Genomic DNA, 20,789 nt, shown 5'->3' with positions numbered 1-20,789 from the left:
CTGCAAGAAGAGCATCAGGATTCGGTGTGATGTTCCTCATCCACCGACTCTGGCTCTGCCTTACGTCCTTTCCCCACATAGTAACGGGAGAAGAATACGCCGACTTCAAACAGGCAGTACATCGGAATAGCGAGCAAAGTTTGTGAGAAAACATCCGGTGGTGTGAGCAACATCCCAACAATGAATGCGCCAACCAGAATATAAGGACGTTTCTTTTTCAGGTCTTCCGGCGTGGTGATCCCGGTCCAGCACAGCAGCACAATCGCGACCGGCACCTCAAATGCCACCCCAAACGCCAGGAAAATGGTCATGACGAAGTCGAGGTAATTGGTGATGTCAGTCGCAATTTGTACGCCCTGGGGCGCCGTTTTGGCAAAGAAACCAAATGCCAGCGGAAACACGATAAAGTAAGCAAAGGCCACGCCGACGTAAAATAACAGCGTGCTGGAGAACAGGAGCGGCATCACCAGTTTGCGCTCATGACGATAGAGCGCCGGGGCCACAAATGCCCACACCTGATACAGGATCACCGGAACGGCCAGAAACACTGACACAATGATGGTGAGCTTAATCGGTGTAAAGAATGGCGATGCAACATCGGTAGCGATCATGCTGGCACCGGCGGGCATCTGTCTCATCAACGGCTCTGCCACCATATGATAAATGTCGTTGGCGAAGTAAATCAGCGCCAGGAAAATGACAAATATCGCGATGATGCAGTTTAACAGACGCTTGCGCAGCTCAATCAGATGGCTGATGAGCGGTTGGGTATCTTCAACGGCCATGTTTATCGTTCATCACCTGCGGGTCAGTTGGCGCTGTGCTGTGAGATGCACTGGCAGAATCGGGTTGCTCCACGGTAGACGGCGCGGTTTGCGGCGTCTGAGCCGGAGCACTGGCCTGATGTTCCGCGGTCGCGGGTGTTACCGGCGATGCAGGAGCAACAGGCGGCGGCGTATGAATGGTATTGGCTTCATCTTCCGCTTTTTCTACGTCGATGCTCTGCTGATAAGAACGTTTCATGGAGTCAGCGGTTTTACGCAACTCTTCCATCGATTCTTTCAGTTCCGGTGATAGCGTGCCACGGCCCGCCTCTTCCACCTTCTTGAGACTATCCTGCAGCTCCTGTAGTTTCAGCTCCTGCGCCAGTTCATTCTGAACGTTAGCCGCCAGCGAGCGAATCGCCCGAATCCAGCCCACTACGGTTTTTACCGCAACCGGTAATCGTTGCGGGCCGAGAACCACCAGCCCGATAACGAACACCAATACCAGTTCACTAAAACCAATGTCGAACACGGTTATACCTGCTTGTCTTTCCTGGCTTCGTCTTTACTTGCCGAGGTTTGCTGTTTATCTGCCAGGGTTTTGGCGTTGAAGTCAGCGTCCTGCTCTTTCGGTTGATCCTTTTTTTCGTCTTCATCACCCATGGCTTTTTTGAAGCCACGAATGGAAGAACCTAAATCCGAACCCAGATTGCGTAACTTATTGGTACCGAACAGAAGTACAACAATGACGGCAATGATTATCAATTGCCAAATACTGATACCGCCCATGAGATATGCCTCTAATATTCTGTGAAAAGCTGTCGTATGTAACACACAGAAAGCCCATATGATTTCGGGCCTTAGCCTGCGACATTACGCGTTTTAGATCTGGCTGACAATCAGTTTGTCTTACGCCAACCTATCAGCCAGGTCACGATGCCTGCGGCCATTAATATCGCCGGGAAGAAATCCCAGTCAGGCCGACTCAGCAGCACTGCGGTGCCACTTAATAACAGTGTAGCTCCTACCCCAAACAGATAACGCGCCTGATGATGACGGTTACGTTGCGCGTTCATATCCGTGACCAGTTTATCGACGCTGTGCTGCAACAATTTATGCTGACGCATGCTGTCGTAGAACAGCTCTGGCAGCTCCGGCAATTTCTCTGCCCAGAACGGGGCTTTATCTTTCACGGCACGCAGAATCGCCGGAATACCGATTTGATCTTTAATCCAGTCTTCCAGGAAGGGCTTCGCGGTTTTCCATAAATCGAGCTGCGGATAGAGTTGGCGACCAATGCCTTCAATATACAACAGCGTTTTCTGCAACAGCACCAGTTGCGGCTGCACTTCCATATTGAAGCGGCGCGCGGTGTTAAACAGATTGAGCAGCACGTGACCGAAGGAGATTTCCGCCAGCGGTTTCTCGAAAATCGGCTCACATACGGTACGAATCGCGAACTCAAAATCTTCCACATTGGTATCCGGCGGCACCCAGCCAGAATCCACATGCAGCTCAGCCACTTTGCGGTAATCGCGATTAAAGAAGGCGATAAAGTTCTCCGCCAGGTAGCGTTTATCCTCTTTATTCAGCGAACCCACAATACCGCAGTCGATACCGATATATTGCGGGTCTTCCGGATGGTCATAGCTGACAAAGATGTTGCCGGGGTGCATATCAGCATGGAAGAAACTATCGCGGAACACCTGGGTAAAGAACACCTGTACACCGCGCTCGGCCAGCAGTTTCATATTGACGCCATGCCGCTCCAGCGTCGCGATATCCGAAATCGGGATACCGTAAATACGCTCCATCACCAGCATCGATTCGCTGCAATAATCGGAAAAGATTTCCGGTACATACAGCATGCGACTCTGGTCAAAGTTGCGACGCAGCTGGATGGCGTTGGCTGCCTCACGCAGCAGATTGAGTTCATCAATCAGGGTTTTTTCATAGTCGCGTACCACTTCCAGCGGGCGCAGACGGCGGCCATCCGGCAGTAAACGCGGCACCCAACGCGCCAGGCGGTAAATCAGCTTCATATCCGCTTTGATCACCGGCAGGATGTCCGGGCGGATAACCTTGATCACCACCTCGCGGCCATTCTCTTTCAGCGTTGCGGTATGAACCTGAGCAATCGATGCTGACGCCAGCGGGGTGATTTCAAAATCATTGAACCAAGTTTCCACCGGGCCGCCGATCGATTTCTCAATCTGCGCTTTGGCTTTCTCGCCATCAAACGGCGCGACGCGGTCCTGCAAAATGGCCAGTTCATCGGCGATCGCCGGGGGGAACAGATCACGACGTGTTGACAGCATCTGGCCGAACTTGATCCATACCGGACCCAGTAGTTCCATTGCCAGACGGATACGCACGCCCATTGATTCATTTTTGTGTTTGTTGGGGAGCCAGAAAATGCAGCGCCGCCATATCCGCAGCGGCAGCGTGATGCGCATGTGAGGAATCAGTTCATCAAGGCCATAAGTGAGAAAGACCTTAACGATAAAATATAAGCGCCGAATTTCTCCCAGCGTCATTTCGCCTCCAGCTGTGCTAAACGCGCATCAAGCGCATTAAGCGAACGTTCCATCGCTTCCACTTCCTCGCAAAACCAGGCCAGTTCCAGCGCACCGGGTGCCAATCGCCACTCTTCCGTCAGCGTCTGACCGAGATAATCCTGACGACGCGTCACCTCATGCTTTACAAAACTCAGCGCGCGTTGTGCAGCCTGGCTGATGCCCTGAGCGGCGATATCACCAATCCACGGCGCGAGATACTCCGCCGGGTCCAGCTCCGCCAGATCCATCAACGCCGAAAATTGCTGCACCACCTGCAAATCCCCTTCCACCTCCAACTCGCCGCTGCGAATCAGGCTGGTGAGCTGCTGACGGTCACGTAATTTCGGCAAAGTGCTGAGACGCAAGCTAACGATGCAATCGCTGCTGTCCTGCCAGTCGCTCAGCACATCCAGCTGGTTTTCGCTGAACACCAGCACCAGCGGGAAAGAGAGTTCCTGCAAGCGCAGCATCAGCACCTTGCCCGCCAGACGCTGGCGCGCGGCTTTCAGGCTGCGATCGCGGTACAAAACACGATTGAGGGCGGTTTCAAGACCGCCGGTAATCAAAGGAGTGAAAGTCATGGCCATGATTTGTCAGAACTTAAAGCCGCGATGCAGCGCGACAATGCCGCCAGTCATGTTGAAGTAGGTGGTATTTTCGAAACCAACGTCGTTCATCATCGCCTTCAGGGTTTCCTGATCGGGATGCATACGGATGGATTCCGCCAGATAGCGATAGCTTTCCGCATCCTTCGCCACCAGTTGACCAATGCGCGGCAGAATATGGAACGAGTAAGCATCATAGGCTTTGCTGAGCGGTTCCAGCAGCGGTTTGGAGAACTCCAGCACCAGCAGGCGTCCGCCTGGCTTTAACACGCGGAACATCGAGGCCAGCGCCTTCTCTTTTTCCGTCACGTTACGTAAACCGAAAGAGATGGTGATGCAGTCGAAATAGTTATCCGGGAATGGCAGCGCTTCGGCGTTGGCCTGCACATAGCTGACGTTGCCGGAAATGCCGAGATTACGCAGTTTTTCGCGGCCCATCTTCAGCATCGAGCTGTTGATATCCGCCAGCACTACCTGGCCAGTCTCCCCCACCAGACGCGAAAATTTTGCCGTCAGATCGCCGGTCCCACCGGCCAGATCCAACACGCGCTGCCCACGGCGTACGCCGCTGCTGTCGATGGTGAAACGCTTCCAGACACGATGGATGCCAAACGACATCAGATCGTTCATCAGGTCATATTTTGCCGCTACGGAGTGAAACACGTCGGCGACTTTATCTGCCTTTTCGCTTTTCGCGACGGTCTGAAAGCCAAAGTGGGTAGTTTCCTGCTGTGATTCATCTGCCATGGGTTTTACCTGTTCCACAAACAATACTTGCCGAAGTGTATCAGAGTTGCGCTGCCCGGGCACGCGACCGGCGCGTTATTCGTTGATGCGTCGCAGGGAAGCGGCGGAAGAATCTGCTGCTTTTTCATCAGGCTCGTCGTCATCGGCCCAATCATTATCAGACTCATCCGGCTGCGCCTGCGCCACCAATTGCGGATTAATCGGACGTTTAATCTCCACACCCAGCGAACGGAAGGCTTCACTCTGCGCAATCAGGTTACCGCGTCCCTCTGCCAGTTTTTTCATCGCCAGATGATAACTTTGCTGCGCTTTATCCAGGTTGTGGCCGATACCGCTCATATCATCGACAAACAGCCGCATCTTGTCATACAAGCGCGCAGCGCGGTCAGCAATGCGTTGGGCATTACGACTTTGATGCTCATAACGCCACAAATTATTGATGGTGCGCAACGCCACCAGCAAGGTGGTGGGGCTGACCAACATAATGTTCTGCTGCAACGCTTCGCTGATCAGCTCCGGCTGACGATCAATCGCCAGCAAAAAGGCCGGTTCAACCGGGATAAACATCAACACATAATCCAGGGAGCGTAAACCGGGCAATTGTTGATAATCTTTTCGCCCCAACAGGCGAATATGACCACGCATTGCGTTGACGTGTTCCTGAATCGCCTGCTCGCGCGTGGCTTCATCATCGGCGTTGAAGTAGCGTTCATAGGCGATCAGCGTCATTTTGGCATCAATCACTACATCTTTGCCCTGCGGCAGACGCACGATCACATCCGGTTGCATCCTGCCCTGCGATTCCAGCTGTACGCTGACCTGGGTTTCATACTCGTGCCCTGCGCGCAGGCCAGAAGCCTCCAACACCCGGCTGAGCACCACCTCACCCCAGTTGCCCTGAATTTTGTTATCGCCCTTCAATGCCTTGGTGAGGTTGACAGCTTCCTGCGCCATCTGCGCGTTCAACTGTTGCAACTGACGGATCTCATGCGCCAGCGTGTGACGTTCGCGTGCTTCCTGGCCAAAGCTGTCGTTCACCTGACGTCGAAACCCGTCCAGTTGCTCACGTAACGGACCGATCAGGCTGTTCAGGCTTTGACGGTTTTGTTCATCAACACGGCGACCGCTATTTTCAAAAATGCGATTGGCAAGATTTTCGAACTGCGCGCTCAGGCGTTGTTCGCTATTGGTCAACAGACGCTGCTTCTCCTCGGCGGCAAAGCGCGTCTCTTCAAGGCGGATGGTCACTTCGCGTAACTCGGCTTCCTGCGCGCTGTTCACTTCCAGCTGGTTGCGCAATTCGCGGCTAAGCTGCTCGCTTTCACCACGCCAGTAATCGAGTTGTTGCAGACGCTCCTGTGCGCCACTCAGGGTGCCGTGTAACTGACGCAACTCCTGTTCGCGCTGCTGTACTTGTTGCTGTGCCAGTTCCAGTTGCTGCTGCTGACGCTGTTGCGCCTCTTCCAGTAAGCGGCGCTCCGTTAAGAAGCTGGCCTGTTGATGACCGGCGCGCATCTGCGCCACAATCCAGCCGATGCCGAAACCGGCCAGCGCCAACGCACCGCTGATGATGATAAGTTGCTGATCCATAATTCCCCCGCGGATCGTCTCGCTGAGGGAAAAGGTAGAGGCGCACTGTATGAATGTCCAGATAATTTTTCCGGATGGCGGCTTATTACGCGTGCACCTTTAGCTCGCCCGCTTTCCACGCCTCAATCAGGAAAAAAGGCATCGGCAATTCCCATTCGCCGTTGCGCACTCTGGCAGGGTAGCTCCAGCTCTGCCCGGCATAGGTCAGTTCAACCTGCTGCCACTCGGCATCCAGCACGCTGGCTTTGCCCGTCATGCTGGAGAATCCGGCATTGCTGCCGACATGAAACTTGTCCGTCTGCCAGCGGATCGGGGGATGCGCAGGCCACGGCTGGGCATGATGAAAACGGAAAATATCGTCGTGATTAAGGATGCTGTCGCGTACCGTCGGCCACAGCACCCGTTTCAGGAAATACTGATCGGTGAAACGTTCGCTGCCCTGATACTGTGCGATGAAATCACGTATCTGCTGTTCAACCTGGTTAAATACGCCATGACAACCGCCCCACATCCCTGCCAGTAGCAGTTCGGTATGAGTGAAGTAGTCGCGCATATGGTGGAACCAATACGGCGAATGCAGCCAGGCTTCGACGGCCGCGACTTCGCGCTCGGACAGCAGCGAATCGGCGTCGCGCACGATGTAGCGTTTCACGCTGGCATCATCGATCACCAGGAAACGCCACAGCGTTGGGAACACGGTTTTTTCCTCTGACATGTCCACCAGCTGCACGTTGGGCTGCTTCAGACGCTGCCAGACATGCTGCGGTACGCTGTCATCCAGATAAATACGGCACGTCCACGCCGGATAGAGTTCGCGCGCCACCTCAACGTTTTTGATCAGGGTTTCACAATAACGCGGCTGGTTGCCATACAGGCTAAAAGCGATGACGTTTTCCAGCGGGTTGCTGGCAGCAAAGGCAGGAGGAACCTCAGTCGGAAACGGGTATTTCTGCCCGGTACTGAACTTCGCATCAGATTGCTGCAACGATTCCAGCCCGTAACGCGCCACCTCATCCGCTTTGTTAAGCCAGCCACACACTTCAGCCAGGCCATCGAGCCAGGTTTCAGACGCCTGCGCCCGTTGGTCGGCGGGGGCTTGATAGATTTTCTGGTAGGTTTTGTACGATTTGTGGTAATCACCGGTGCGCATCAGCGTCAGCGCGTAGTCACTCAACACCTGCATGTTATGCGGCATCACACGCAGCACTTCTTCACAGCAGCGACGGGCGGCAGGGTAATCCGCTGCCGCCATTGCCTGGCGAAAGCGCGCTGCCGCGCCTTCGACACGCGATTGCAGCGCAGCAGGATTGGTCATAAAGGCCGGACGTTGAACAGCAACAGTTTTGCGCATAAAAGACTCTCAGTAATCCGCTGAACTTGCACGCATCCTTAACTGGCAGCGGACTTTGCCCCGCTGCCGGGCGCGCTACATTAACCGACGCGCAGCTTCGACAACAATTTTCACCGCATCGCTTTCGGTTTGTTTCATGGTCGCCGCATCCGGGATCTCCTTCTGCGTACGATTCACGATGACCCCCGCCACCATACCGGCTCGCAGCCCCTGGCTGGCGCACATGGTTAACAGTGTAGCGGATTCCATCTCATAGTTGAGGACGCCCATCTGCTGCCACTCTTGCATTGATCCCTGGAAACGGCTGACCACGCGCCCGGAAAAGGTGTCGTAGCGTTCCTGGCCCGGATAGAAGGTGTCTGACGACGCGGTAATACCGATATGGGTTTTCGCGCCGCAAGCTTCTGCCGCCGCCACCAGCGCCGTGGTGCAGGTGAAATCCGCCACCGCCGGGAACTCCATCGGTGCGAAATGCAGACTGGCACCGTCCAGGCGTACTGACGCAGTGGTGACCAGTACATCACCGACATTGATGTCCGGCTGAATCGCGCCGGTGGTTCCCACGCGCAGGAAAGTCCGTACGCCGAGTTGTGCCAGCTCTTCGACCGCAATCGAGGTAGATGGCCCGCCGATGCCAGTAGAGCACACCACCACCGGTTTGCCATCCAACTCCGCCAGATAAGTGGTGAATTCACGATGCGACGCCAGATGTTGCGGGTTGTCCATCAACGCCGCGATTTTCTTCACGCGCTCCGGGTCACCGGGAACGATGGCCAGTGTGGCTCCTTTCAGGCTGGCTTTGGTGATGCCAAGGTGGAAAACGTCAGACTGGGCCATAACAGACTCCTGGTAGATAAGGGATATGCGCGCCACTTTACGTCAGCATGCGGGATAAATATGTGAGTAATTTCACTATAAATAATGAGAATTACATTATATGAGAATAATTTTGTGATTTATGTCACACATTAATAGTCTGCCATTCTGAATTGCTACATCCGGTGCTGTGTAAGTCCAGGCGGCGGTGTTAATAGAGAAGAAGAATTCATGCGTATCCCCTCTGAAACCTACACCCGCCCGGCCTCCACGGCCAGGCTATAGTTACGTGATTGCGCACTTGCCAGCATGGAGAGAACAATGAAAACCGAAGACAATATGGCACAAAAATCTGCAACCGGCGGCTTTGCCCTCGCCGTCCAACCGACCGCCAGCAGCACCATCCTTACCCACAGCGAGGCGATCCATGCCGGGGAGACCTCCGTACCCAGCCAGGGAGAAAATCTGCCCGCGTTTTATGCCCGCCCGAAAGAGTATCAAGGGACATTGCCGGTGGTGTTGGTGGTGCAGGAAATTTTCGGCGTGCATGAGCACATCCGTGATATCTGCCGTCGCCTGGCGCTGGAGGGTTATCTCGCAGTGGCACCGGAACTCTATTTCCGCGAGGGCGATCCGAGCGAATACACCGATATCCCTACCCTGTTCAAAGAGCTGGTGAGTAAAGTGCCGGACTCACAGGTATTGTCCGATCTCGACCATGTCGCCAATTGGGCCGCGCGCAACGACGGTGATATTCGTCGTATGGCGATTACCGGTTTCTGCTGGGGCGGTCGCATCAGTTGGCTGTTTGCCGCACATAATCCGCAGGTACGCGCGGCAGTCGCCTGGTATGGCCGTCTGGTGGGTGATAAGACGCTGAAGCAACAGAAGCACCCGATTGATATTGCGGTTGACCTGAATGCGCCGGTGCTGGGCCTGTACGGTGGTCAGGATGAAGGAATTCCGCTGGAGAGCGTTGAGCTGATGCGCCAGGCGCTACATGCCGCCAATGCCAAAGCGGAGATTGTGGTGTATCCCGAGGCAGGTCATGCGTTCAACGCTGATTATCGTCCGAGCTATCACGCTGAATCCGCCAAAGATGGCTGGGCGCGCATGCTGGCGTGGTTTCAACAGTATGGCGTAGCACCTGACGCGTAATAAAAAAGGGGCGCCTGGGCGCCCCAAAGTGCCAACACCCGATTACGCCGTTTCACCGCGCAGGTGTTTCGCTGCGATGACCATGTTCGCCAGTGCCTGACGGGTTTCCGTCCAGCCACGGGTTTTCAGACCGCAATCCGGGTTCACCCACAGACGTTGTTCCGGGATACTCAGCGCGGCTTTGCGCAGCAGGTCTTCCATCCACTCAACGCTCGGGACATTCGGGGAGTGGATGTCGTACACACCCGGGCCGATTTCATTCGGGTATTCAAACGCTTTAAACGCATCCAGCAGGTCCATGTCAGAACGTGAGGTTTCGATGGTGATCACGTCGGCGTCCAGCGCGGCAATCGAGTCCATGATGTCGTTGAACTCGCAATAACACATATGGGTGTGGATCTGAGTGTCATCCTGCGCCACGGCAGCGTTGAGGCGAAACGCATCCACCGCCCAGGTCAGGTACGCCGCCCAGTCAGACTGGTGTAGCGGCAAGCCCTCCCGAAGTGCCGGTTCGTCAATCTGGATAATGCCAATACCGGCTTTTTCCAGATCTACCACTTCGTCGCGCAGTGCCAGCGCAATCTGTTTGGCAATGGTTTCACGGCTGACGTCTTCACGCGGAAACGACCAGCACAGGATGGTGACCGGACCAGTGAGCATACCTTTCACCGGTTTGTCAGTCAGCGACTGCGCGTACTTCGCCCACTCCACGGTGATGGCGGCCGGACGGCTGACGTCACCGATGATCACCGGCGGTTTTACGCAGCGTGAACCGTAGCTCTGTACCCATCCGTTCTGGGTGAAGATGAAGCCGTCAAGGTTCTCACCGAAGTATTCAACCATGTCGTTACGCTCAGCTTCGCCGTGTACCAGCACATCAAGGCCCAAACGTTCCTGCTCGACAATCGCCTGTTTGATGTGTTCCGCGATACCGGTGCGGTAGTGACCGCCGTCAATGTTGCCCTTTTTGAAGTCGAGGCGCAGACCGCGGATTTCCGTGGTTTGCGGAAATGAACCGATGGTGGTGGTTGGCCATGCGGGTAGATTGAAACGGTTACGTTGCGCTGTGGCGCGTTCGCGGTACGCACTGTGACGCTCGGTGTCTTTGGCCTGAATATTCGCCAGGCGCTGCGCCACGGCGGCATTGTGTACCCGGCTGGAGTGGGCGCGGGCACGGATTGGTGCGCTCCAGGCTTCCAGTGATTTGGCATCATGGTTATTCAATGCCTTGCTCAGCAGCGCCAGTTCCGCACATTTTTGCAAGGCAAAGGCGAACCAGCTTTTGACTTCACCATCCAGACGGGTTTCCACGCTCAGGTCGATCGGACTGTGCAGCAGGGAGCAAGAGGAACCAATCCACAGCTGTTGACGAAGCCCTACCAGCGGTTGCAGACGCTCAAACCAGCTGCTGAGGTCAGCACGCCAGACGTTACGGCCATTGATCACTCCGACCGACAGCAGCCATGCGGCAGGCAGTTGTTGGTTGAGTTGTTGTATATCGTCTTTGCCGTGTACCAGGTCAACGTGCAGGCCCTGCACCGGCAGCGCTTTAATCACATCAAGGTTCTGGCCGATGCTGTCGAAGTAGGTGGTCAACAGCAGTTTGGTTGCACCTTGCAGGGCGTCGTAAGCCGGTTTGAACGCCGCACGCCATTCCTGCGGCAGCTCCAACGCCAGTGCCGGTTCATCAATCTGCACCCATTCGATATCGCGATTTTTCAGTTCAGCCAGCACCTGTTGGTAGACCGGCAGGATGTCTTTCAGCAGTGACAGGCGGTCAAATTGCTCGCCTTTCACTTTACCCAGCCACAGGTAAGTCACCGGACCGAGGAGTACGGGTTTGACGTTGTGACCGAGCGCCAGCGCTTCGTCTACTTCGTCCAGCAGTTGGGTCCAGGTCCGTTTGAAGTGCTGGCCTCGGGTGAATTCCGGCACCATGTAGTGATAGTTGGTGTTGAACCATTTGGTCATTTCAGCGGCAGCAGCCGGTTCACCAGTCGGTGCACGGCCACGACCAAGACGGAACAGGGTATCAAGATCGACTGAACCGTCTTTGTTCTGGTGACGCGCAGGGACGTTACCCAGCAACAGGCTGGTGGTCAGTACGTGATCGTACCAGGCAAAGTCACCCACGGGCAGCAGGTCCACGCCAGCCTCTTTCTGTTGTTGCCAGTGGCGCGCTCGCAGTTCACGGCCCACCGCCAGCAGTTCATCTTGCGAGCTGTTACCTGCCCAGTAGCTCTCCTGGGCTTTTTTCAATTCACGACGCAGGCCGACGCGAGGGAAACCGAGTGTGTGGTTCAGAATGGTCATTTACTGTTCTCCAGGTATTCTTAGCTGTGCAGCACGCGCTTCAAATCAGGGCCAACGTATCCTGGTCGTAACGCCTGCTGGAGATGTTTAGCCGTCCAGATGTTTACACCGCTATCTTCTGCGGGTACTGTATGTTCCTCAAGCGCAAATTGTTCAATCTCGATGTGAAGGATTCTCATGATCGAACTCAAACACCTGCGGACGCTACAGGCGTTACGGAATACCGGCTCTCTGGCCGCCGCCGCCGCCCAGCTTCATCAAACGCAATCGGCGTTGTCTCATCAGTTCAGCGACCTGGAGCAACGGCTGGGCTTCCGCCTGTTTGTGCGTAAGAGCCAGCCGCTACGTTTTACGCCACAGGGGGAGATCCTGTTGCAGCTGGCTGAACAGATCCTGCCGCAGATCCAGCAGGCATTGCAGGCTTGCCATGAGCCGCATCAAACCACGATACGCATTGCGATTGAGTGCCATAGCTGCATTCAGTGGCTAACGCCTGCGCTGAACAACTTCCGTCAGAGCTGGCCACAGGTGGTGATGGATTTTAAATCTGGCGTGACTTTTGACCCGCAGCCCGCCTTACAACAAGGCGAGCTGGATGTGGTGTTGACCTCGGATATTCTGCCGCGCAGCGGCTTGTTCTATTCGCCGATGTTCGATTTTGAGGTGCGACTGGTGATGGCACCGGATCATCCGCTGGCGCACGTTGCGCATATTGCACCGGAAGATTTGGCAGATGAAGTCCTGATGATTTATCCGGTGCAACGTCAGCGGCTGGATATCTGGCGGAATTTTCTGCAACCCGCAGGCATCAGCCCGGCACTGAAGAGCGTAGATAACACCTTGTTGTTGATTCAGATGGTGTCGGCGCGTATGGGGATTGCGGCGTTACCCCATTGGGTGGTGGAGAGTTTTGAGCATCAGGGGTTGGTCGTCACCAAAACGTTGGGTGACGGGTTGTGGAGCCGTTTGTACGCAGCGATGCGTGATGGCGAGCAGCGTCAGCCGGTACTGGAGGCGTTTGTCCGCTTCGCCCGCCAGCATGCTTGTGAGCATCTGCCCTTTGTGCGCGATGCTGCACGCCCGGGTTCGTTACAGCCCCTGTCATCCTGAGTTCGCCTGCTCTATAATGCGCCGCCTCAACCCGTGACCAGGAGATTTTCACCATGACCAATAACGATGTACTGCGCAGCGTGCGCTATATGCTGGACCTGAGCGACAGCAAAGTGGTGGAGATTTTTGCCCTGGCCAATTGTGATGTGCCGCTGGAAGATGTGCAGGCATGGCTGAAGAAGGATGATGACGCCGCATATCGTCCTTGCCCGGACGTACTGATGGGGTATTTTCTCAATGGTTTGATTTTCCATCGTCGCGGTAAAAGTGAGGATGCGCCTGCGCCGTCAGTTGAGCGCAAAATGAATAACAATATTTTCCTGAAGAAGCTGCGCATCGCGTTTGCCCTGAAGACCACGGATATTCCCGAGATATTGCTAAAGGCGAACTTTAAAGTGTCGCAGGCGGAGATTGGCGCGATTTTCCGTAACCCCGACCATAAAAACTACCGCGAGTGCGGCGACCAGATTCTGCGTAACTTTTTGAAGGGATTGACGTTAATCCAGCGCCCTGCGCCGGTGAAAAAGGCGTAGTTGCTGTTAGTTCCGTTCTCTGGTCAGGAATAACGCGTCAGATCGCAAAGACCCCCCACATCCCTGTGGGTCGGCCTCGCCATCCTGGCTCGGATGCTTTGCTCCTCTGCCGCGTTATTCCTTCCCTTCAGACTTATGCGTTGCTGTTAGACACTTTCCCCAGCACCCAGCGTTTATGCACGTAAAGTGACGCAAAAATCACAATCGCCCCGGCGATAAAGCTGGGCCAGTGTGGTTTTTCCTGCCAAATCGCCAGATTTACCAGTAATCCCGCTGGGACATGCATATTGTTCATAATGCCCAGCGTCCCCGCATCCACCTGGGTCGCGCCGTAGTTCCACATAAAGTAACCCAACCCGGACGCCGCGACACCCAGCCACACCAGAATGCCCCATTGCAGCGAGGTGGTGGGCAGTTTGTTGGGATTACCCCACAAACTCCAGGCGATCACCGCAATAATCACCGCGCCGAGGTAGAACCAGGAAAAGGCGGTGTGCTGCGGCATCGGGCGCGTCTCCTGCAAGCGCTTGTAACCCACCATGCCGATGGCAAAGCAGATATTCGCCGCCTGCACCAGCAGCAGGCCAAACCAGAAATGATCACTGACTTTGTCGTACCGGATAATCGCCGCGCCAATCACCGCCAGCATGGCGCTAAAGGCGTAGCCGATACGCAATGGGCGTCGGCTGAGCAGATCGTAAATCAGGGTGACATACAGCGGCGTCATCACGGTAAACAGCAGGAATTCCGTGACGCTCAGATAGAGGTAAGCCTCGAAACTCAGCAGATACATAACGCCCAGTTGCAACATCCCCACCAGCATATACAGCAGGATGGTTGAGGCGCGATAACCACGCCAGCGCAGGAACGGCAGGAACACGATGGCTGCCAGCGTCAGGCGCATCAGCACCGAGAACCAGGAATCCACCTGGCCCGCCAGATATTCCCCGATAAAACTAAAGGAAAAAGCCCACAGAATGGTGGTAACGATCAATAACAGCACGGTAACGACCCCAAAATGAACAGTGCCGCCAGTGTAAACAAACTGTCGCTGTCTCGTTGAATTATCTGGTTTACAACCGAACAAAACACCAGCACCCGTAGCGGTGCGATTTATCGCGCAATCCGAACGGCGCACATTAGCGCGATAAATCGCGCCGCTACGGATCAGGTTACGCCAGGAACAATTTACGCAGGGTAACAGGCACGGCGTCTTCGGCGTTGCTGCCAATCACTTCCAGTGTAGGCAAGGTATCTTTCAGGCGTTGATGCGCGTTACGCATAATGCAGCCCTTACCGGCCATGCTGAGCATTTCAACATCGTTCATGCCATCACCAAAGGCGATGCACTCTTTCAATGAGTAGCCGAGCTGTTTCGCGACTGCTTCCAACGCATGCCCCTTGGAGACACCGCCCGCCATCACTTCGAGGCAGGTCGGCAGCGAGAAGCTGACGTTAACCCGGTCGCCCCAACGCGCTTCTATCGCCTGCTCCATCGGGATCAGATGTTCAGGATCGTCGCAGGTAAAGAACACTTTGCTGATGCCATCGCTCGGCAGCATCCCCGGTTGATAGACCTGGTAGTTAAACACGGACTCGCGAAAATAATCCTGCTCTGCCGGGCGGTGGCGGCTGATAAACCATTCGTCGTCGCGATAAACGTGGGTCAGGACCTGTTCATCGTGGTATTTCAGGCCATACAGGTCCAGGGCGATATCGGCATCCAGGTTGTGGCTGAAAATCAACTCGCCATCAGCGTTGTGCACGCGAGCGCCGTTGGAGGTAATCATATAAGCCGGGATGCCGAGTTTGTCGCGCATCTGGCCCACATCGATATAGTGACGACCGGTGGCAAAAACGAAATGGACATCACGTGCCACCAGTTCCTGCAACGTGGTGCGGGCGAAAGGGGTCAAACGATGGTCCGGGGAGAGCAGCGTGCCATCCAGGTCGGATGCGACGATGTGGTACATGGAAACCTCTGGTATTGATGTCGGTTGGCCGTAGCCGGAAAATAAAAAAATCATTAAACGTGGCGCGCAAAAAAATCCACCACCGCGTTTAGCGCCTGAGCGCGCATCGCGTCTGTTTCAAACAGGATCTCATGGCGCGCGCCTTCAATCACATAAGGCGTGACTCCCTCGCAGGGATGTCCTGCGGCTGCCATCGCCTCACAAAATAAATCCTGCGAGCGGTTATCCACCACTCGGTCTTCACTTGCCTGCATCAGCAGCATCGGCGTGGTGATGTTATTCACCTGACTAATGATGCTACGTCCCGCCTGCACCCCTTCACGCACCCAATGGTAAGTCGGGCCGCCGACGCGAATCGCCGGATCGTCAGCGTAAAAACGTAAATTGCGCTGATAGCGTTCCCGGCTGTGGGTCAGTTGGTTGATGCCGAAGGGATGGGCACGCCAGCGCCCGGTTCCCAGAGCATACCCGTCACGCAGCGCAGGCATTTTCTCCGCCCAATCAAGAATACGGTGCGCGAGGAAAGGTGGCAGCGGCAAGGTAATACCAAACATCGGTGCCGCCAGCGCCACGGCGTGAAACGCCCGTGGCTGGCGCGCCAGAAACAGCGCAAGAATCGCCCCGCCCATCGAGTGCGCCAGTGCATAGCGGTGCCGATAATGACCACTGACAATCTCTTTCAGATACAGCGTTTCCAGATCGTCGACGTAATCATTGAAATCCACCACATGCCCGCGGTGAGAGTCTTCCAGCAGGCGATCGGAGCGCCCCTGACCACGATGATCAATGATCACCACGTCAAAGCCACAATGGAACAAGTCATAGGCCAGTTCCGGATATTTGATGTAGCTTTCGATACGTCCGGGAACAATCAGAATGACACGGTGATGTTGCGGGGACGTGAAGCGAACATAGCGCAGGGTGAGATTACCCACGCCGGTAAATTCACACTCTTCGCGGCGGTGCCAGAAGTCGAGCAGCGGTCCGGTAGCAAAGGAGGCAAACGCCTTTTCACGCCTGAGCCAACTCTGTTTTATCTGCTGCATCCGCCCTCCTGAAAAAACGTCAACGCCACACGTCCAGTCCATAGCGTGCCGCGATTTTCTGGCGTATTGTGTCACACTTCGCTTACATCAGGGAATGTCACACATGACCATTGAATGGTGGTTAACCTACCTGCTTACCACAACCATCCTTAGCCTCTCGCCCGGTTCCGGCGCGATTAACACCATGAGCACCGGCATCAGTCACGGCTATCGCGGCGCAGTGGCATCAATCTCTGGCCTGCAAATTGGTCTGTCGGTACATATTGTGCTGGTGGGTGTGGGTCTCGGCGCGTTGTTTTCCCAGTCGCTGCTGGCATTTGAAATCCTGAAGTGGGCCGGGGCCGCCTATTTAGTATGGCTGGGTATTCAGCAATGGCGCTCGGGTGGCGCGCTGGATCTCAATGCTGTCGCCAAAGCGATGCCCCGGCGCCGTCTGTTTAAGCGCGCGGTGTTGGTTAACCTTACCAACCCCAAAAGCATCGTGTTTTTGGCCGCGTTGTTCCCGCAATTCATTCAGCCACACCAGCCTCAGCTGATGCAATATCTGGTGCTCGGCGTCACCACCGTCGTGGTCGATATTATCGTGATGGTGGGATACGCCACCCTCGCCACCCGCATCGCAGGCTGGATTAAGGGGCCGAAACAGATGAAGGCGATGAACCGAACTTTTGGTGGTTTGTTTATGGCCGTTGGTGCGCTGTTAGCCAGCGCACGGCGTATCGCCTGATGATCCGTAGCGGCGCGATTTATCGCGCGAGTTTTGAAAGGCGCGCGATAAATCGCGCCGCTACGGATAAGATTACCGTGAAATGATCAGGTGAATGCCGAACCCGGCAAACAGCACACCCGCCATACCATCCACCCATTTCGCCAGGCGCTGATATTTATCACGCATCCACGGCAGAGCAAAAATCGCCGCCACCACGGTAAACCAGGCAAAGGTTTCCACCAGAATCAGCAGGAATAATCCCCAGCGCTCCAGTGCACCCACATCATTGCCAACAAACAGCGAGAACACGCTGCCAAAGTAGATAATCGCTTTGGGGTTGGAGAGGTTGGTCAACAAGCCTTTCAGGAAGCTCATGCCCCTTTTTGGCAACTCAACCACCGGCGCATCAACCTGAGGTTGCTTGTGACGTTGACGCGCCGAACGCATCAACTGCCAACCCATCCACAGCAGATACAAGCCACCGCCGACCATAATGATCTGATGCAGCCACGCCATCTTTTCCATGATCAGATGCAGGCCCATCAACGCCACAGCGGCCCACACCATCACGCCTAGCGTAATACCCAGCACCCCCATCATCGCTTCTTTGCGTGAACGGCTGGCGGCGGTCTGTGAGACAAAAAAGAAGTCCGGGCCAGGACTCATCAGTGCCACCAGATGCACCAGTGCGATGGTAGCAAACAACATCAACATACTTGTTTTCCTTTACTCTTCATCAAGATGTTCTTTGATCATCACCAGGAACGGTTTACCAAAGCGTTCCAGTTTGCGATGGCCGACACCGTTCACGCTCAGCATTTCTGACGCGCTCACCGGCATCTGTTCCGCCATCTCGATCAGCGTGGCGTCGTTAAATACCACATACGGCGGAATGTTCTCTTCGTCGGCAATTGCTTTACGCAACTTACGCAGTTTAGCGAACAGTTTGCGATCGTAATTGCCGCCATACACCTTCGGCGAGCTGCTGCGCGTTTTCACGGTCACGATCCGTGGCACCGCCAGCATCAGCGGCACTTCGGCACGCAACACCGGGCGAGCGGCTTCGGTAAGTTGTAACGCGGAATGCATAGCGATATTTTGCGTCACCATACCGAGATGGATGAGCTGACGCAGCACGCTGACCCAATGTTCAGTGCTGTTATCGCGGCCAATGCCATAAACCGGCAATTTGTCGTGGCCGTTGTCGCGAATTCGCTGGTTACTGGCACCGCGCAAAACCTCAACAATATAGCCCATACCAAAGCGCTGTCCGGTACGATAAATGCTGGAGAGGGCTTTCTGCGCCTCCACCAGACCATCGTAACGGCGTGGCGGATCGAGGCAGATATCACAGTTGTCGCACTGCTGCTGACGTCCCTCGCCAAAATAGTTGAGCAGTACCAGGCGGCGGCAAGTTTGCGCTTCAGCAAACGCGCCCATCGCATTGAGTTTATGGCGCTCGATATCCTGCAACGGACCCGGTGTTTTCTCTTCCAGACATTTCCGCAGCCATGCCATATCAGCTGGGTCATACAGCATCATGGCTTCGGCGGGCAAGCCGTCACGTCCGGCACGACCGGTTTCCTGATAATAGGATTCGATGTTACGCGGGATATCAAAGTGCACCACAAAACGGACGTTGGGCTTGTTGATGCCCATACCGAACGCCACGGTAGCCACCACAATTTGCAGGTCGTCGCGCTGGAAGGCTTCCTGCACGCGCGCACGCTGTGCACTGTCGATGCCCGCATGGTAGGCACCCACACTCAGGCCACGGCTTTGCAGGCGCGCCGCGGTGTCTTCCACCTTGGCGCGGCTGTTGCAGTAAATGATGCCGCTTTTGCCACGCTGATCCTGTACGTAACGCAGCAACTGTTCGGTCGGTTTAAATTTCTCTACCAGCGTGTAGCTGATATTGGGTCGATCAAAGCTGCTGATTTGAATCAGGGGATCGTGCATCTGCAACAGATGCGCGATGTCATTACGCGTGGTTTCGTCTGCGGTGGCGGTCAGCGCCATCACCGGCAGCTCCGGAAAGCGCTGGCGCAACTGGCCCAACGCACCGTATTCCGGGCGGAAATCGTGGCCCCATTGCGAAATGCAGTGCGCTTCATCCACCGCCAGCATCACCGGATTCCAGTGGTGCAGGCTGTCGAGGAAGTTATCCATCATCAGACGTTCAGGCGCGATGTACAGCAGTTTCAGGTGACCACTACGACAATCGGCAAACACCTGCTGCTGTTCTTCACGCGTTTGGGTGGAGTTGAGGCAGGCAGCCGCCACGCCGTTGGCCAGCAGTTGATCGACCTGATCTTTCATCAGTGAAATCAACGGCGAAACCACCAGCGTTAATCCCTCACGCACCAGTGCCGGGATTTGATAACACAGTGATTTGCCACCACCGGTGGGCATAACCACCAGGCAATCGCGCCCTGCCAGCGCCGTTTCGATGATGGCTTGCTGGCCGGGACGAAATTGCTGGTAGCCAAAGGTATCCTGTAATACCTGCTGCGCCAGCGTTTCCTGATTGAGCACTGCCGATGTTGCCACGGTAATCCTGTTGTTTGCTTTATCAGAACAGATCGTTGAGCGTTACGCCGACACCCACGCGCGTCTGGCGGTGGTTGTAGTCGATGAGCGATTCACCATAGCCGCTAAACAGCTGGGTGTAAAAACGCACATGCTCGCTGATAGGATAGCTCCAGGCAAAGGTTGCACCGCCGTAGCCACTGTTCCAGTTGTAATTGCCTTCCACGCTGAAAATGCTTTCGCCGTACATATAGCCCAGCTTCGCGCGGTAATAGCCCATGTATTTGGTGATGTCCGGGTTGTCGTCGTTGTTGGCACTTTCCGGGATACGATACCAGGGTTTGATCTCGGCGAGGAAATTGCCGTTCTCCGCCATCAGACGCGCATACACCCGGTTCCAGCTACGAGAAGTCGGATCGCTGCGGCCATTCGACTGATGGTTCAGACCCATTTCCACATCGCGCAATGTCCAACCGCCCAGCGAGTAATCCGTTGCCCAGCCGAGGAAAATCTGCGGCTCATAGTTGGTTTCGCGAAACGGTGAAGAAGCGCCACGGTTGGAGAGCTGCCACCAGGAACGCTGGGTATAAGATGCCGCCAACACCGAATTGTCGCCCAGAATACCGCGCCACAGCGGAAAGGCCAGACTGAGCTGGAATTTTACTTCATCCTTTTTGGCTTTGTCTGCCCAGTTGTAAGAGGAAATCGCCTCTTTATTTATGTCACTGGTGTAGGTGTAAAGCAGATAATTGTTTTCGTAGGGATAAAGCACAAATGGGTTATCGTGTTTCTCCAGCAGGTTGGCGATAATACTGCCCCTGACCGCAGGTGCATCATGAACTTCTTTTATCGAAGCTTCTTCTGCCTGCGCCAAAGCAGGAATTAACAGAGCCGCTGCCAGCAAGGCGCGCTGCTTACGCATAGAATTCTCCAGTGGGCACTGCATATCAAAGTCGTTGGGGGACGGTTTAAAAAAGCAGGTCATTC

The 20,789-nt window shown here is 55.2% G+C and carries 20 protein-coding genes; 4 read left to right on the top strand and 16 right to left on the bottom strand.

Annotated features, from left to right (window positions below; all coding sequences use genetic code 11):
* Window positions 1-14 precede the first annotated feature (14 nt).
* The 9 genes from tatC to udp all read right to left on the bottom strand — a co-directional run bounded on the left by tatC (window position 15) and on the right by udp (window position 8,452).
* Window positions 15-785, bottom strand: a complete 771-nt coding sequence (tatC, locus tag AC6I8W_RS01040) for a Sec-independent protein translocase subunit TatC (protein WP_497836628.1) — start codon at window positions 783-785, stop codon at window positions 15-17.
* The gene (gene tatB, locus AC6I8W_RS01035; RefSeq protein WP_497836627.1) at window positions 775-1,296 is read right to left on the bottom strand and encodes a Sec-independent protein translocase protein TatB; all 522 of its coding nucleotides are present in this window, start codon (window positions 1,294-1,296) and stop codon (window positions 775-777) included. The genes tatC and tatB overlap by 11 nt, the downstream gene beginning before the upstream one ends.
* A 2-nt stretch (window positions 1,297-1,298) precedes the next feature.
* Window positions 1,299-1,553 (bottom strand): Sec-independent protein translocase subunit TatA, encoded by a 255-nt coding sequence (gene tatA / locus AC6I8W_RS01030; protein ID WP_497836626.1) that lies wholly within the window; start codon window positions 1,551-1,553, stop codon window positions 1,299-1,301.
* Window positions 1,554-1,663: 110 nt separating this feature from the next.
* Window positions 1,664-3,301, bottom strand: a complete 1,638-nt coding sequence (gene ubiB / locus AC6I8W_RS01025; protein ID WP_497836625.1) for a ubiquinone biosynthesis regulatory protein kinase UbiB — start codon at window positions 3,299-3,301, stop codon at window positions 1,664-1,666.
* Window positions 3,298-3,903, bottom strand: coding sequence for a ubiquinone biosynthesis protein UbiJ (gene ubiJ / locus AC6I8W_RS01020; protein WP_497836624.1), 606 nt, complete (start codon window positions 3,901-3,903; stop codon window positions 3,298-3,300). The genes ubiB and ubiJ overlap by 4 nt, the downstream gene beginning before the upstream one ends.
* A gap of 12 nt (window positions 3,904-3,915) precedes the next feature.
* Window positions 3,916-4,674 carry a bifunctional demethylmenaquinone methyltransferase/2-methoxy-6-polyprenyl-1,4-benzoquinol methylase UbiE gene (gene ubiE, locus AC6I8W_RS01015; RefSeq protein WP_021183817.1) on the bottom strand — a complete coding sequence of 253 codons (759 nt, stop codon included), beginning with the start codon at window positions 4,672-4,674 and terminating at the stop codon, window positions 3,916-3,918.
* Window positions 4,675-4,749: 75 nt separating this feature from the next.
* Window positions 4,750-6,264 (bottom strand): DNA recombination protein RmuC, encoded by a 1,515-nt coding sequence (gene rmuC / locus AC6I8W_RS01010; RefSeq protein ID WP_497836623.1) that lies wholly within the window; start codon window positions 6,262-6,264, stop codon window positions 4,750-4,752.
* 85 nt (window positions 6,265-6,349) lie between these two features.
* On the bottom strand, window positions 6,350-7,615 hold the full coding sequence (locus tag AC6I8W_RS01005) for a tetratricopeptide repeat protein (RefSeq protein WP_497836622.1): 1,266 nt from the start codon (window positions 7,613-7,615) through the stop codon (window positions 6,350-6,352).
* A 75-nt stretch (window positions 7,616-7,690) separates the two neighbouring features.
* Window positions 7,691-8,452 (bottom strand): uridine phosphorylase, encoded by a 762-nt coding sequence (gene udp, locus AC6I8W_RS01000; RefSeq protein WP_480367169.1) that lies wholly within the window; start codon window positions 8,450-8,452, stop codon window positions 7,691-7,693.
* A 300-nt stretch (window positions 8,453-8,752) separates the two neighbouring features.
* Between udp and AC6I8W_RS00995 the strand changes: the two genes are divergently transcribed.
* Complete coding sequence (locus AC6I8W_RS00995; protein WP_497836621.1) at window positions 8,753-9,589, top strand: dienelactone hydrolase family protein; 837 nt, start codon at window positions 8,753-8,755, stop codon at window positions 9,587-9,589.
* Window positions 9,590-9,631: 42 nt separating this feature from the next.
* Here the strand turns inward: AC6I8W_RS00995 and metE are convergent, their stop codons facing one another.
* Complete coding sequence (gene metE, locus AC6I8W_RS00990) at window positions 9,632-11,902, bottom strand: 5-methyltetrahydropteroyltriglutamate--homocysteine S-methyltransferase (RefSeq protein WP_497836620.1); 2,271 nt, start codon at window positions 11,900-11,902, stop codon at window positions 9,632-9,634.
* 177 nt (window positions 11,903-12,079) lie between these two features.
* On the opposite strand from metE, the gene metR reads away from it, so the two are divergent.
* The gene (metR, locus tag AC6I8W_RS00985; RefSeq protein WP_497836619.1) at window positions 12,080-13,012 is read left to right on the top strand and encodes an HTH-type transcriptional regulator MetR; all 933 of its coding nucleotides are present in this window, start codon (window positions 12,080-12,082) and stop codon (window positions 13,010-13,012) included.
* Window positions 13,013-13,065: 53 nt separating this feature from the next.
* On the top strand, window positions 13,066-13,545 hold the full coding sequence (locus AC6I8W_RS00980; protein ID WP_497836618.1) for a YehS family protein: 480 nt from the start codon (window positions 13,066-13,068) through the stop codon (window positions 13,543-13,545).
* Window positions 13,546-13,678: 133 nt separating this feature from the next.
* On the opposite strand, the gene AC6I8W_RS00975 is transcribed toward AC6I8W_RS00980, so the two are convergent.
* The 3 genes from AC6I8W_RS00975 to pldB all read right to left on the bottom strand — a co-directional run bounded on the left by AC6I8W_RS00975 (window position 13,679) and on the right by pldB (window position 16,564).
* On the bottom strand, window positions 13,679-14,548 hold the full coding sequence (locus tag AC6I8W_RS00975) for a carboxylate/amino acid/amine transporter (RefSeq protein ID WP_497836617.1): 870 nt from the start codon (window positions 14,546-14,548) through the stop codon (window positions 13,679-13,681).
* A gap of 169 nt (window positions 14,549-14,717) precedes the next feature.
* The gene (gene yigL, locus AC6I8W_RS00970) at window positions 14,718-15,518 is read right to left on the bottom strand and encodes a sugar/pyridoxal phosphate phosphatase YigL (RefSeq protein WP_497836616.1); all 801 of its coding nucleotides are present in this window, start codon (window positions 15,516-15,518) and stop codon (window positions 14,718-14,720) included.
* Between the two features lie 53 nt (window positions 15,519-15,571).
* Window positions 15,572-16,564 (bottom strand): lysophospholipase L2, encoded by a 993-nt coding sequence (gene pldB, locus AC6I8W_RS00965; RefSeq protein WP_497836615.1) that lies wholly within the window; start codon window positions 16,562-16,564, stop codon window positions 15,572-15,574.
* Between the two features lie 103 nt (window positions 16,565-16,667).
* On the opposite strand from pldB, the gene rhtB reads away from it, so the two are divergent.
* Window positions 16,668-17,291 (top strand): homoserine/homoserine lactone efflux protein, encoded by a 624-nt coding sequence (gene rhtB, locus AC6I8W_RS00960; protein WP_480367152.1) that lies wholly within the window; start codon window positions 16,668-16,670, stop codon window positions 17,289-17,291.
* 72 nt (window positions 17,292-17,363) lie between these two features.
* Here rhtB and rhtC read toward each other — a convergent pair whose 3' ends face one another.
* Genes rhtC through pldA form a run of 3 tightly spaced genes read right to left on the bottom strand, consistent with a single transcriptional unit; the run spans window position 17,364 to window position 20,724 of the window.
* On the bottom strand, window positions 17,364-17,987 hold the full coding sequence (gene rhtC, locus AC6I8W_RS00955; protein WP_497836614.1) for a threonine export protein RhtC: 624 nt from the start codon (window positions 17,985-17,987) through the stop codon (window positions 17,364-17,366).
* Between the two features lie 12 nt (window positions 17,988-17,999).
* Window positions 18,000-19,823 carry an ATP-dependent DNA helicase RecQ gene (gene recQ / locus AC6I8W_RS00950; RefSeq protein ID WP_497836613.1) on the bottom strand — a complete coding sequence of 608 codons (1,824 nt, stop codon included), beginning with the start codon at window positions 19,821-19,823 and terminating at the stop codon, window positions 18,000-18,002.
* Window positions 19,824-19,845: 22 nt separating this feature from the next.
* A complete protein-coding gene (pldA, locus tag AC6I8W_RS00945; RefSeq protein WP_497836612.1) occupies window positions 19,846-20,724 on the bottom strand; it encodes a phospholipase A in 879 nt (292 codons plus the stop codon).
* Window positions 20,725-20,789 lie beyond the last annotated feature (65 nt).

The organism is Pantoea sp. X-Soil-TKNS-1211, assembly GCF_059730495.1.
This window is presented reverse-complemented; position numbering and strand designations above follow the sequence as displayed.

Excerpts from the sequence above, each read along its gene's own strand:
- tatC (WP_497836628.1), bottom strand. The coding sequence starts at position 785 with ATGGCCGTTGAAGATACCCAACCGCTCATCAGCCATCTGATTGAGCTG.
- tatA (WP_497836626.1), bottom strand. The coding sequence starts at position 1,553 with ATGGGCGGTATCAGTATTTGGCAATTGATAATCATTGCCGTCATTGTT.
- ubiB (WP_497836625.1), bottom strand. The coding sequence starts at position 3,301 with ATGACGCTGGGAGAAATTCGGCGCTTATATTTTATCGTTAAGGTCTTT.
- ubiJ (WP_497836624.1), bottom strand. The coding sequence starts at position 3,903 with ATGACTTTCACTCCTTTGATTACCGGCGGTCTTGAAACCGCCCTCAAT.
- ubiE (WP_021183817.1), bottom strand. The coding sequence starts at position 4,674 with ATGGCAGATGAATCACAGCAGGAAACTACCCACTTTGGCTTTCAGACC.
- rmuC (WP_497836623.1), bottom strand. The coding sequence starts at position 6,264 with ATGGATCAGCAACTTATCATCATCAGCGGTGCGTTGGCGCTGGCCGGT.
- AC6I8W_RS01005 (WP_497836622.1), bottom strand. The coding sequence starts at position 7,615 with ATGCGCAAAACTGTTGCTGTTCAACGTCCGGCCTTTATGACCAATCCT.
- udp (WP_480367169.1), bottom strand. The coding sequence starts at position 8,452 with ATGGCCCAGTCTGACGTTTTCCACCTTGGCATCACCAAAGCCAGCCTG.
- AC6I8W_RS00995 (WP_497836621.1), top strand. The coding sequence starts at position 8,753 with ATGAAAACCGAAGACAATATGGCACAAAAATCTGCAACCGGCGGCTTT.
- metE (WP_497836620.1), bottom strand. The coding sequence starts at position 11,902 with ATGACCATTCTGAACCACACACTCGGTTTCCCTCGCGTCGGCCTGCGT.
- metR (WP_497836619.1), top strand. The coding sequence starts at position 12,080 with ATGATCGAACTCAAACACCTGCGGACGCTACAGGCGTTACGGAATACC.
- AC6I8W_RS00980 (WP_497836618.1), top strand. The coding sequence starts at position 13,066 with ATGACCAATAACGATGTACTGCGCAGCGTGCGCTATATGCTGGACCTG.
- yigL (WP_497836616.1), bottom strand. The coding sequence starts at position 15,518 with ATGTACCACATCGTCGCATCCGACCTGGATGGCACGCTGCTCTCCCCG.
- pldB (WP_497836615.1), bottom strand. The coding sequence starts at position 16,564 with ATGCAGCAGATAAAACAGAGTTGGCTCAGGCGTGAAAAGGCGTTTGCC.
- rhtB (WP_480367152.1), top strand. The coding sequence starts at position 16,668 with ATGACCATTGAATGGTGGTTAACCTACCTGCTTACCACAACCATCCTT.
- rhtC (WP_497836614.1), bottom strand. The coding sequence starts at position 17,987 with ATGTTGATGTTGTTTGCTACCATCGCACTGGTGCATCTGGTGGCACTG.
- pldA (WP_497836612.1), bottom strand. The coding sequence starts at position 20,724 with ATGCGTAAGCAGCGCGCCTTGCTGGCAGCGGCTCTGTTAATTCCTGCT.